10 protein-coding genes are annotated in these 13,297 nt (G+C 35.5%); 6 read left to right on the top strand and 4 right to left on the bottom strand.

Features of this window, described 5'->3' with window-relative positions; all coding sequences use genetic code 11:
• The first annotated feature begins 4 nt into the window (after positions 1-4).
• From rsmI to EL194_RS00485, 3 genes are read left to right on the top strand one after another with little or no spacing between them, the layout of a single operon-like run.
• Complete coding sequence (gene rsmI / locus EL194_RS00475; protein ID WP_003774202.1) at positions 5-850, top strand: 16S rRNA (cytidine(1402)-2'-O)-methyltransferase; 846 nt, start codon at positions 5-7, stop codon at positions 848-850.
• 9 nt (positions 851-859) lie between these two features.
• Positions 860-1,834, top strand: a complete 975-nt coding sequence (gene guaC, locus EL194_RS00480; RefSeq protein ID WP_003774204.1) for a GMP reductase — start codon at positions 860-862, stop codon at positions 1,832-1,834.
• Between the two features lie 59 nt (positions 1,835-1,893).
• On the top strand, positions 1,894-2,289 hold the full coding sequence (locus tag EL194_RS00485; RefSeq protein WP_034886644.1) for a Fur family transcriptional regulator: 396 nt from the start codon (positions 1,894-1,896) through the stop codon (positions 2,287-2,289).
• 67 nt (positions 2,290-2,356) lie between these two features.
• Here EL194_RS00485 and EL194_RS00490 read toward each other — a convergent pair whose 3' ends face one another.
• Positions 2,357-2,713 (bottom strand): helix-turn-helix transcriptional regulator, encoded by a 357-nt coding sequence (locus tag EL194_RS00490; protein WP_003774210.1) that lies wholly within the window; start codon positions 2,711-2,713, stop codon positions 2,357-2,359.
• Positions 2,714-2,974: 261 nt separating this feature from the next.
• On the opposite strand from EL194_RS00490, the gene EL194_RS00495 reads away from it, so the two are divergent.
• From EL194_RS00495 to EL194_RS00505, 3 genes are all read left to right on the top strand, one after another.
• Positions 2,975-7,351, top strand: coding sequence for a Cna B-type domain-containing protein (locus EL194_RS00495; protein WP_126345096.1), 4,377 nt, complete (start codon positions 2,975-2,977; stop codon positions 7,349-7,351).
• Positions 7,352-7,458: 107 nt separating this feature from the next.
• Positions 7,459-9,393 (top strand): methionine--tRNA ligase, encoded by a 1,935-nt coding sequence (metG, locus tag EL194_RS00500; protein WP_003774215.1) that lies wholly within the window; start codon positions 7,459-7,461, stop codon positions 9,391-9,393.
• Between the two features lie 31 nt (positions 9,394-9,424).
• Positions 9,425-10,027 carry a histidine phosphatase family protein gene (locus EL194_RS00505; protein ID WP_003774217.1) on the top strand — a complete coding sequence of 201 codons (603 nt, stop codon included), beginning with the start codon at positions 9,425-9,427 and terminating at the stop codon, positions 10,025-10,027.
• A gap of 39 nt (positions 10,028-10,066) precedes the next feature.
• On the opposite strand, the gene EL194_RS00510 is transcribed toward EL194_RS00505, so the two are convergent.
• Genes EL194_RS00510 through EL194_RS00520 form a run of 3 tightly spaced genes read right to left on the bottom strand, consistent with a single transcriptional unit; the run spans position 10,067 to position 13,290 of the window.
• Positions 10,067-12,061 carry a beta-carotene 15,15'-monooxygenase gene (locus tag EL194_RS00510; RefSeq protein WP_034886646.1) on the bottom strand — a complete coding sequence of 665 codons (1,995 nt, stop codon included), beginning with the start codon at positions 12,059-12,061 and terminating at the stop codon, positions 10,067-10,069.
• Positions 12,045-12,935 carry an ABC transporter ATP-binding protein gene (locus EL194_RS00515; RefSeq protein ID WP_003774221.1) on the bottom strand — a complete coding sequence of 297 codons (891 nt, stop codon included), beginning with the start codon at positions 12,933-12,935 and terminating at the stop codon, positions 12,045-12,047. Before EL194_RS00515 ends, EL194_RS00510 begins: the two co-directional genes overlap by 17 nt.
• Positions 12,919-13,290 carry a GntR family transcriptional regulator gene (locus EL194_RS00520; protein ID WP_003774222.1) on the bottom strand — a complete coding sequence of 124 codons (372 nt, stop codon included), beginning with the start codon at positions 13,288-13,290 and terminating at the stop codon, positions 12,919-12,921. The genes EL194_RS00515 and EL194_RS00520 overlap by 17 nt, the downstream gene beginning before the upstream one ends.
• Between the last annotated feature and the right edge of the window lie 7 nt (positions 13,291-13,297).

The raw sequence follows: 13,297 nt of genomic DNA on the forward strand, positions 1-13,297 counted from the left end.
TCTAATGATAAAACAACAAAGCTTTAAAAATGAAAAACCAACACTTTTCCTAGTCGCAACTCCGATTGGGAATTTAAATGAAATGACACCGAGAGCGATTGAAACATTAAAAACTGTAGATATTATTGCTGCAGAGGATACGCGTAATGCCCGTAAACTTTGTTCACACTTTGAGATTAATACAAAGATGATAAGTCACCATATGCATAATGAACAAGAATCTACAAAAGGGATTATTGATTTGTTAGAGTCAGGTATGAATATCGGGTTGGTAAGTGATGCAGGGTATCCCCTTATTTCAGATCCAGGTCAAACCTTGGTTCGTGATGTGATTGCGGCAGGGTATAATGTTGTGCCAATTTCAGGGAGCAGTGCATTTCTTAATGCATTAGTCGCATCAGGGTTAATTGTTCAACCATTCGCGTTTATGGGCTTTATGGAACATAAAGAAGGGCAACTCAAAAAACAATTAATACAACACAAAGATTTACCCATGACAACAATCTATTATTTATCAGTTCATAAATTAGAAAAGACACTTGAAATCGTGTATGATGTGTTAGGTAATCGAAAGATTTGTCTTGTGCGTGAGATTACAAAAATGCACGAGGAGTTTATACGTGGTACGGTTACCGAGGTTATGGAGTCTGTTGAAACGATAAAAGGTGAGTTTGTAATTGTTATTGAAGCAAATACTGAAGTATCAGAAGTTAGTTTTGATGATTTAATCATTCGCATCAAGGAACAGATCAATGCAGGAAATTCTGTTTCGCGTTCAATTTCTTCTGTGGCCAAAGAGAATGGTGTTTCAAAAAATGAACTCTATTCTTACTATCACGAGAATAAATAGGAGGCCGTAATGAAAATATTTGATTACGAAGATATTCAATTAATTCCAAATAAATGTATTGTAAAAAGTCGCTCTGAATGTGATACAAGCGTTAAATTGGGAAATCGAACCTTTGAGATGCCTGTTGTTCCTGCAAACATGCAAACAATAATCGATGAACCACTCGCTATCTGGTTAGCAGAACATAATTATTTTTATGTTATGCATCGTTTTAACGAGGAACGTCGTTATGGCTTTATTCAAGATATGAATCAACGCGGTCTTTATGCATCAATTAGTGTTGGTGTAAAAGATGACGAGTATGATTTTGTACGTCGATTGGCAGAAGAAAATGTCATTCCTGACTATATCACAATCGATATTGCACACGGTCATTCAGAACAAGTTATCCGAATGATTAAGTATATTAAAGAATTCTTACCAAGCACATTTGTGATTGCAGGAAATGTTGGGACCCCTGAAGCGGTTCGTGAACTTGAAAATGCAGGTGCTGATGCCACAAAAGTTGGTATTGGACCGGGTAAGGTATGTATTACAAAATTAAAAACAGGGTTTGGAACTGGTGGATGGCAATTATCCGCATTATCATGGTGTGCTAAAGCAGCTCGAAAACCTTTAATTGCAGATGGTGGAATCCGAGACCATGGTGATATCGCGAAATCAATTCGATTTGGTGCTACGATGTGTATGGTTGGTTCACTCTTTGCAGGACATGAAGAGTCACCTGGAGAAACAATCGATATTGATGGTGTTGCATTCAAAGAATACTTTGGAAGTGCATCACAGTTTCAAAAAGGTGAACACAAAAACGTTGAAGGAAAGCGTATCTTAATCGAACATAAAGGTAAAATCGAAGATACTCTAAGAGAAATGCAACAAGATCTTCAATCATCAATTTCATATGCCGGAGGTCGTGATCTCGAAGCGATTCGTAAGGTTGATTACGTGATTGTTAAGAACAGCATTTTTAATGGAGATCGTTAGATTAAAGCAAATATTCTTGAAAAAGTATATTTTATGCTATAATTAAGATGGTGATGATAATGAGTATCAAACTTACTAAACAAAGACAAGAGATTTTAGATTTAATTCAAGCATCTGAAGGTCATATGACGGCAGATCAAATTCATACAAAACTTAAAGAAGGTGATGTATCAATTGGAATTGCGACGGTCTATCGAAATTTAAATGTACTCTATAATGAAAAATTAATAAACCGTGTTAGACATCCAGAACTTGGATTTATCTATGATAAAAATCTACACGATCATTATCATTTTAGATGCAGAGAATGCAATCGCATTGAAGATGTGGAATTAGATTACCGAAAAGAATTACATCAACTCGTCGAAGAAGAATTAGGATGTCTAGTGTTAGATCACGATATCACATTCGAGGGTATTTGTAAGGACTGTTTGGCGAAATCAAATCAAAAATAGTAGTAAGAAAAAAAGGAGCCTAAGCTCCTTTTTTTGTGTTGCCGTTCATCAAAAGGTGAACGTTTTTTTATTTGTAACCTTGCGCTACTTTACCTACTGCTTCATTTACTTTTTCATAACTATATAAATCTAATTGAGAAAAACATTCAACAAGTTGATCAACTGTAACAGATTGAAGATGTTCAACGATTGCTGTAGCGGTTAAAGCTTCAAGTTCTTCTTCTAAACCTAATAAGTACGTTGGAGTTGTTTCTAAAGCCTCGGCGATATCATAAATTTTTGACTGAGGAAGATCGATCACACCCGCTTCAATTTTAGCGATTGTAGAACGTGATGTATAACCCACAGCAACAGCAAGTTCCTGTTGAGAAATACGTAGTTCTTTACGACGAGCTTTCAGTCTTTGACCTAATATATTCGACATAATTACTCCTTCACCTCAATGAATATAGCATTTATATCTTTAATTTGCAATATCTATTCAGTGAGTGTGAAATTTCCATATAAAATTCGTCCCTTCTAGTATTAATATGGTGAATTACAAGCCCTTTTGTGTTAATTATCGATGCGATGGTAAAAAAAGTGGACATTTTATGACAAAAATAATTGACTAAATATGTGAAAACCAATAATATCACTTTGTGATTAAAAATCACTTTAAATGATACTTGTAAGGAGGAAAAAAATGAAAACGAGAATCATTAAAAGCGGATTAACAGTATTGTTAATCACAATGGTATTATTGTCTATAAATACATCATTTGTATCTGCAGAAGGAAATTCTTCTTCAAGTGAAAAAACAATTACAAATTCAATACAAATAGATAACATGAATGAAGGGGAGGTTCGAGTGTTTAAAACAGCGAAACCGATCCCAAACAGTATCAATCGTTGGGAAATATCGATTGATGTGTTCGGACGTTTAAAACGCGAACCGTCAGATATTGTTTTAGTACTCGACACATCAGGAAGTATGGATCCACAGAAAAACCCACAAGGAATTGACCGAATTTCTAAAGCGAAACGTGAGGCAATTCATTTTGTGAATGAAATTTTTGAAAGAGATGCCTCAGCACGTGTTGCACTGGTATCTTATGGAACCAAAGTATCCTCAAACTCTTTTCATACGAAACAAGAATCAAATTTATTAATCAATGAAATTAAGAGTCTTAAAGCAGAAGGGGGAACGTTTACTCAAGGGGCACTATATGAAGCGAAAATGCTATTAAATCAAAGTAGCGCACCCAATAAAACAATTGTATTATTATCTGATGGACAACCGACTTACCGATATCCACTCAAAGCGAAAGTAAATCAAGATTTGCTTCGTTACGATGGCAATGTTATCGTCCAAAAACGTTATAATGGACAACAACGTCCTTTTGATATTGGGATAACAAGTTCAAGTAATCAAGCCATTCCAGGGTATCGATTTAAGTCACGCCCGAATACGAATGTATTTGATTATAATGCGATGGTTTATGGAACGGGTAATGAATATTATTTGGATGAACTTGGGGAACTAAGATCCCAAGGGAATCAAAATTATTTCGTATATATGTCCTCGGCAGATGCAGCAATAATCGAATCCAATCAAATCCACCAGGAACAAATTCATTTATATGCAATAGGATTTGATACGGATGCTAGAGGAACAGATATCTTAAAACGTATTAGTAATAACAATTATTATGATGCTTCATCAAGTCGCGATAATTTGGACGACATATTTAAGAAAATTTCAAATAATATTTATTCTGCAGCGAAGGATATTCATATTGAAGACCCTATGTCTGATGCCTTCATCGTCGATGAATCAAGCTTAACAGAAGAACTTAAATCAATGTTTGATGTGACACATCAACGCTTCAACATTCGAAGTCAAGGTTTACTCGATGAGGATGGCGATATCCAGCATTTCGGTTATAAATATGAAGTGGCTACCAAAGCATCCTCTACCATCAGTGAAAATGATTTCTATGAACTTAATAAAACAACGATGATTACATATAGCGATGTTAAGAATCAAACCGTTAAGAAAACGATTAAGGTACCACAAGCTAAACCCACACCGGTACGACTTAAAACCGAAGTCTATAAGGCTGACAAATCTCGAGATTTAAATACAAAGTATCAAATTGATGTTCTATTTAAATCTAAAGATAAGGAACATAAACTTCGTAATGAAAGTGCATCGAATAAAGTCTCAACTTCTTGGTCTTTTACCGACCACGGAGCATATGATGTCATGATTGATTCATTAAACGTTGATTCATCAACGCATAATCTGGATGACTATGATGTTGTGTATGAATATTACGAGCATCAAAACGGTGTGCGTAAACCTGTCTCGGGTTTAAACATCCACGAACATCCTGAATCCTATGAAGTAGTTGTTAAGCTGTATCAAAAACCACTCGGTACCATCACAATTGATAAGACTGTAAAGCAAGGATCAAAGACAGTCTATCCGGAAGATACGTTTACTTTTGAAGTGTTTAATGACGACTACAAAATTGATGAGATTTTGTTAAAATCAGGAGAATCACGTACGCTTGATAACCTACCCATTGGTCAGTATCAAATCCGCGAGAAAGAACGAGCAGGCTATACATCGAGAAACCCTAACCAAAGCTTTGAAGTTACATATTCTAACCGTAATCATGAACTGCATTTTATCAATGACGTGGAGAATAGAACATCTTACTTTGTAGAAAAAGTTTGGGTAGGTGGAACGGTGCGTCATAGTGATGTCCGAATTGATCTAAAACAAAACGGAACCCCTCTTAATACCCCAAAAGTTCTTGAAAAAGGAAACAAGACACTTGAGTTTACCAACCTTCCTCGTTTTGATGAAGCAGGTAATGAATATGTCTATTCCCCTTATGAACTGGATAGTCCAGATCATTTTGAATCTTCTGTAGCAGGTAATAAGATTACAAATACATATGTTATTCCGCAAAGAAGCTACACAGTTACTAAAGTTTGGGATGGTGGACCGCTTATTAAACCAAACATAACAATCCAGCTATATCAAAACAATCAACCTTATAAACGCATTGAACTTGAGTCGGGTCAAACCTCATACACATGGGATGAACTCCCAGAGACGGACGATCAAGGAAATGCATTCAATTACCATGTCGAAGAAATGAACGTTCCCGAAAATTATGAAATGCACGTTGATGACGCAACAATCACCAATACCTATATCAGTCCGACTCGTGATATTTCTGTTATGAAAGAATGGATTGGTGGTCCTGTTACAAAACCAACGATTGAAATTGCATTGCTTGCTGATGGTTATGAGGTAGATCGTCAAGTGATGGAATCTGGAACGAACCAAATTACATTTAAAAATCAACCAGTTAATGATCGCAATGGTTTACCAATAAGCTACAAAGCAATTGAAACAAAAGGAGCACAAGATTATATCAACATCCCCTCCGACAATCCACTTGTTATTAAAAATGAATACCGACAACCCAAAATTACAGAGCCCATCATCGCAACAAAAATTTGGGAAGGCGGACCATCGGAAAAACCTGATGTGGAAATGGTTCTTTATCGCCAAAGCACATCCACGAAGGAACGTGTGGATTCAAAAGTATTAAGCAGTGGACAAACTAAAGTATTATTTACCGATTTAGAGAAAACAGATAAGGACGGAAATCTCTATACGTATTGGATTGAAGAAGGAAATCAAGAGCACTTGTTCAAGGAGCACCACTATACGGCAGAACGCAAGGATGCCTTCACAATCGTGAATCGCTATCAATCCCCTAAAACCACCTTTACGATGAATAAAGTTTGGGATGGTGGTCCTGAGATTAAACCAGATATTGAAGTGCAACTTTTAAAAAATGGTGAAAATGCAGGCGTTCCGGTAATCCTTCATCACGGAGAAACAAGCTATACATGGTCTGATCTCGATGAATATGATAACAACGGGAATAAAATTGATTATCGCGTCCGAGAGATTCATGAACCTAAAGGTTACGTACAAGAAATCGATCAATCAGGATCTACGATTACAAATCATTTCAATCCAGAGATGAGAACAATCAATGCTTATCTATATTGGGAAAATGGTCCAGATCAAAAGCCGACTGTAACATTTAATCTCTATCAAATCATCAATGGTATTGAAACACCAGTTGGAGATCCAAAAACCTTAGAAACAGGCGTATCAAGTGTATCGTGGGATGTACCCGCGCAGACACAAGAAGGCCAAAATATCGAGTATTTTGTGAAGCAAACAGATCTTACTGATGATTATACGATGCGCTATGGTTCAGACCGATTAATCGTAATCAACACCTACCACCCTCCTGTTCATGAAATAGTATTAGACAAACAATGGGTAGGTGGTGCTATGACTCAAGCAGAGGCGGAATTTACACTTTACCAAAACGGAAACATCTATGATGTTGTGAAGCTTGGATATAACGATTCAAGCTATACATGGCTTGTGAATTCAAAAGATTTGAAGGGGAATGAAATGAATTATAAACTTGAAGAAACTTCGGTACCTGATCATTTCGTTTCGGAAACAATTGATGCATGGACATTCCGAAATACTTATACATCCCCTAAAAAAGATGTAACTGTTACGAAACATTGGATTAATGCCCCTGATAATGTTCCGACGGTTCATCTCCAACTTTTAAGAAATAATGAACCGATAGGTAATCCAATCTCACTCGAGAACGGACAAACAACCTATACATGGAAAAATCTTGATGAAACAGATGAACATGGAAACGCCTATGAATACCGTGTTCATGAAATTGATCCACCCGAAGGTTATGTGGTTCAATACAGTGAAGATGGACTGGAAATATTCAACAAATATCAAGGAGATGTATCCAGTATTCAAAAAGATAAACCAAATCCTCAAACTCCACTTGAAAAAAATACAGAGCCAAAAGAAGAGAATAGTAATAAACCAATGAGCAATGGAGTACTCCCCCAAACAGGAGTTGGTAACCGTGTTTTAATTATTTCTGGAGGTTTCATGATAGGAATGGGTATTCTTATATTATTGAAAAAGAAAGATTAGTTTGATAAATAAAAACCTCGTACCGTTAAAAGTACGAGGTTTTGTCTTATTGTAGAGTGCCCCTAAATAGGCTATAATTAAGGAGAAATTCTGGCGGAGGAAATCAAATGAAAAACAATAAAAATTACTATATAACAACCGCTATTGCTTATACATCAGCAAAACCTCATATTGGAAACATTTATGAGATTGTGCTAGCAGATAGTATTGCGCGCTTTAAACGTGCTCAAGGTTATAATGTTCGTTTTCAAACAGGAACGGATGAACATGGTCAAAAAATAGAAGATAATGCGAAAGAACACAATATGTTACCGAAAGATTATGTTGATAATATTTCAGGTGTGATTCGTGGTCTATTTGATCTGATGAATGTTAAATACGATTATTTTATTCGTACAACGGATGATTACCATAAAGAGCAAGTTCAAAAGGTTTTCAAAAAACTCTTTGATCAAGGTGATTTATACAAAGGGAATTATGAAGGATGGTACTGTAAATCGTGTGAATCATTCTATTCTGACTCACAGGTAGAAGATGAAACCTGTCCCGAGTGTGGTGGGAAAGTTGTACGCCAACAAGAATCATGTTACTTCTTTAAAATGAGTAACTATCAAGAACGACTTGTACAATATATCAAGGATAATCCTTCATTTATTCAACCTGAATCACGTAAGAATGAGATGCTTCAAAACTTCCTTAAAGAAGATCTTTACGATCTTGCGGTTTCACGAACCAGTTTCAAGTGGGGAATTCCAGTAGACTTTGATCCAGAACATGTTGTATATGTTTGGATTGATGCACTGATTAACTACATAACTGGTTTAGGTTATGATGTTGACGGGAATAACGGACCACTCTTTGATGAGTTTTGGCCTGCAGATGTTCATTTAATTGGAAAAGATATTTTGCGTTTCCACACAATTTACTGGCCAATTTTATTAATGGCACTTGATATTGAGTTACCAAAACAAATCTTTGGACACCCATGGTTACTTACTGGCGACAGCAAGATGAGTAAATCCAAAGGGAATGCGGTATATGTTGATGATCTCACATCGGTACTAGGAGTTGATCCAGTTCGTTACATTATGCTTCATGAAATGCCTTTTGAACGTGATGGTCATCTCACCTATGAGTTAATGATTGAACGTATTAATACAGACCTTGCGAATATTATTGGAAACCTTGTTAATCGTACAATCTCCATGACAAATAAATACTTTGATGGTGTATTAACAGTTAATCATGTAGATGATGACATGGATGATGAGTTGATTGCCGCATGTAAAAATTTAATTCCTAATGTTGAAGCGAAGATGGATACACTTCATGTAGCGGATGCAATTTCTGAAATTGTTGCGCTCTTTAGAAAAGGGAATAAGTATATTGACGATACACAACCTTGGGTTCTTGCGAAAGATGAAACAAAACAAGAACGTCTTCAAACAGTACTCTATAATCTAACGGAATTGATTCGTATTGGTGGTATTGCACTGGAATCATTCATTCCCGAAACATCACAACGCATTCTAGCACAATTACAAACAGAACATACATCGTTTGAAAGTGCGAAGACGTTTGGTCTCTTTGAACTTAATAAACCTGTCGTTTCAAAAACAGACATCATTTTTAATCGTTTAGATGTGAAAGAAACACTTGAGTTATTAGAAAAGGAGGTAGAACCTGTGGTAGAAACAAGCGTTGTTGAAGAAGAAGAAGTAAAAGAAATTACGTTTGATCAATTCCAAGATGTTGAACTTCGTACGGGGACAATCGTTAAAGTCGATAAACACCCTAAAGCAGATAAGCTCTATGTATTACAAGTTGATTTAGGCAGCAAAGAAGTAACTGTAGTAAGCAGTCTTGTAGATTTCTTTACTGAAGAAGAACTCCTCAATCATAAAGTTGTTCTTGTTGCAAACCTCAAACCCGTTAAACTTCGCGGTGTTATGTCAAATGGTATGATTCTTACAGCTGAAGAAGGCGATAAAGTAAGACTTGTAACCGGCGGTGATGTAGCAAACGGAACGTTATTACGTTAAGATAGGTATTGTATAGAAAAGAGGGTGCTTTATGAAAATTGTATTAGTAAGACATGGTTATACGACTTCTAATGAAGAAGGAACGTATTCAGGTTGGTCTGATGTTCACTTGTCGAAACAAGGAATCGAAGACTTAAAACAATATAAATTGGAGTACGCATATCCAAAAACAGAGCGTTATTACACATCTGATTTAACACGTACCATTGATACGTTTGAAATTCTTTACGGAAAAGAAACACCAATTTATGAATCAAGTAAAGAATTACGAGAAATATACTTTGGTGATTATGAAGATGTACATGGGGATGATGTATCCGAAAACTATTTCGACGGATTCCTTATTAACAAACGCATTGCTCATGGAGAAACGTTGACGGAATTTAGCTATCGCATTATATCTAAGTTGGAATGCATTCTCAAAGATATGAAAGCAAACAATGTGGAATCTTCTACAATTGTTTGTCATTCGGGTGTTATTAAAACCCTGTTAATATTCTTAGAAAACAGACCTTTCTTAGACTTTAGAGAAATTCATGCACCTAATGGACTGGGATACATACTTGATGTTGATTTCGAGGATTCGTTAAATCGCATTATCTTAAAGAACGTAGAAGAATTACCTAAAAAATAGAAAGACACGTACGAATACGTGTCTTTTTTTATGTATTTTCTAGGCGTCTTTTCTTACCGAGAGGTAGTATTCAAAATAAATATTAAGATCTGAAACTTCAACATTTACCCGGTAGACATCATGAGGGTTATTTGAAATGACAAATGAAGAGACCTTGTCTTTGAGAGATTTCAATTCGCTTGAATTCACAAAATCCGAATCGTAATTACTTACTCGGTCACTGACATAGATCGATGAAGAAGCACTGATTCCTTTAGAGAATAAAGAATCTCCATTATCGTCGCGATAGATTACGGCTTCAGTATTGACGTCATCGATAGGTTTCAAGTTGTTTTTGATGTACTCTGTTGTTTTTGGATGGCGATTATCAATGTTTAAAAGGTAATCGTTCCCATAGTCACGATCTTTTACCTTATAAGCAAGGACAAAGTTTAATGTATCACCATTGGGTTGGAAATCAGTGTTTTGAAGGTCTTCTTTATATGTTTCGATGAGTTCACTTCGTGAACCTGTAAATCGATATCCTTCAGTTAAGGTATTATTGAAGATATAAATCTGATTGATTTGTTTTTCTTCATTAAAAAAGATGTTTGTATCTTTTAAAGTTGCAGGATTATTAACTGCAGGATAGAGTGGTTTTAGTAACTCATCCTTAACATTGAAACGACGTTTTATTTTACTTCCACTTTTGAGTTTGTACTCAATGTAGATGGGAGTATAATCCGAAGTTTGTTCAAGATTTGAACTTACTGAGGGTTCTTTTTCAATCAATTGATTAGTGATTGAATAATGGAATGTATTTGTAAGTTGAAGCAATTCTGGATGTTCACGGGTAATATGTAAGTCTTTTTGAAATAGATAGTTTCCTCCACTAGGAAGGAAGTCCTCATTTTCGTTTCCATAAATTTCGCCTTGAGACGTTATGGTGACAGACTCAATTTTATCAATCTTCGGAATGTAATATGTATATCCGAAACCATCTGTTGTATACAAAATTGTACAGAATATCATTAACACAACCGCAAAGATTGTATAGTTTTTAAGGATTACGGTCATATTTTTAAGTGAACGATTTTTGATAATGTTTAAAAGTGTAAAGAGCAGTAAAGCGATTAAAACAGGCATAACTACTGAACCTACAGTAAGCGTTCGATTTCCAATCGCAAAGATTGGAAGTAAGAATACTAAAACGATACCAGTAAATAAATAGATGATTAATGGGAAAAACCAATTATTAACAAATGGTGTCTCACTTTTCTCAGATTTACGGCCATCATGAATTACAAGTGATACTGACAAGAGTATGAGCCCAAGTATCAACCAATATGAAGCATAAAGACCCATATCATAGGGAGAATTCATCGATTTTAATCCGAATAATACGGAAGTAGGCGGTGATAAGAATGCTATAGAGTCCATTCTCATGGAGGTGTATCCAATTACAAATGTGGATGCAAAGAGTTCTAATGCGCCGAAAGCTAAAAATGGCGCTACAAAGATAATTACCGTGTAGATCAATGCATCTGAAAGTGTTCCTGTATTCATTAAGACGAACATAACAGGTGTTGTCGTTGCAAAGAAGATTGCGAGTAACTGGAAGTAAGTTTCAATGTGATACCACTTTAAGGATGCACTGTACAAAAGATTGTTGAGTGCATAGCCAGAGAAATAGGCGATGGTAAACGGAATGAAAATAATGAGTAGTGAAGCTACATAGTTCGTGAGAAACAAGTCACTACGCTTAATGGGTAATGAATGAAACACATCAACAGATTTCTTACTACTTAAATAGTTAAAGAGAATCATCGGTGTCACAATCGATAAGAATATTGTGATGATAATAGGCACATACACTGAACCGGTAGAATAATTTTCATAATGATAACGGTCTGGAGTTTGAATCCAACGGATTAAAGTTGGTATTGGAAACGAAGTCATAAGAAGAATTGTATAGAATAAGAGTAAACCTTTGTATTTCTTAAAGTTAAACTTTAAGTAATCAAAATTAATTCTTGAGTTAATCAATGTTTTCATTATTTTTGTTCTCCATTTCATAAATAAATATCTCTTCGAGCGTCACATCGTTATGTTCGATGAGTAACGGATTCATTGAATTGAGGTCCGCTTCAATTTTTTCACGATCGCCTTTGAGAATTATCGAAAAGATTCGTGCCGAACCCGTTACATTTAAAGGATTCATAAAATCAAAATCTGAAATCTTCGTTTCCACATCAAATGCAATTTGGTAACGGTGGTAAATTGAACCAAAGTCATTGGTTGATTGATTCATCATAATATTATTTTCATCAATAATCGCAACGGTATCGCAAATATCTTCAAGCTCTCTTAAATTATGAGATGAAATAATAACAGTTGAGTTATGATCAAGAATCATTTCTCCAAGCAATTGTTTAATTCGAAATCTCATAATCGGATCAAGCCCGTCAAATGCTTCATCGAGAAGTAAAATCTTTGGCTTTGATGCGAGCGCAAGTAAAAGTGATACTTGGCGTTTCATTCCTTTTGATAATGCGTTTATTTTACGATTTTCATCTAAACCAAACAAACTGAGCAGTTCACGGTAGTAATTATCATCAAAGGACTTATAGAATACTTTATAAAATTGTTGCATATCTTTAATCGTTGATTGACTAAAGAAGAAAGGATCATCCCCAACAAAGAACAAGTCCTTTTTAGTTTCGGGATTATCATAGACCAGTTGATCATTAATTAAAACGACACCAGCATCTGCATGCAGTACGCCACTGATAAGACGTAAAAGGGTTGATTTACCCGAGCCATTCTTACCAACAAGACCGATAATCGAACCATCTTCAAACGTAATGTTGATGTCCTCGAGTACTATTTTATTATCAAATTTTTTATTAACATTAGTGAATCGTATCATTATGTGACTCCTTCAATATATTAAGTATAGTTTCTTGTGTTTCTCCTAATTCAAGTAATTTATGATAGATTGCGGTGAGTTCTTGATAAGCATCGCTAACGAGGTTACTGACACCTTTCTCATGCTCGCTGACAAAAGATCCCTTTCCAGGGATTGAATAAATTAGCCCATTCATTTCACATTCGTGATAAGCCTTTGAGACTGTATTGGGATTAACACCAAGATCTTTGGCTAGAGAACGAACTGTTGGAAGTTGTTCATGTGGTTGAAGTATCCCCATAGCAATAAACTTTCCAACCTGTTGAATAATCTGTTCAAATATTGGTGTTGCAATCCGTGTATTAATTGTAAACATAGATACC

The sequence above is a fragment of the Erysipelothrix rhusiopathiae genome, from assembly GCF_900637845.1.
GTDB classification, from domain to species: domain Bacteria; phylum Bacillota_I; class Bacilli_A; order Erysipelotrichales; family Erysipelotrichaceae; genus Erysipelothrix; species Erysipelothrix rhusiopathiae.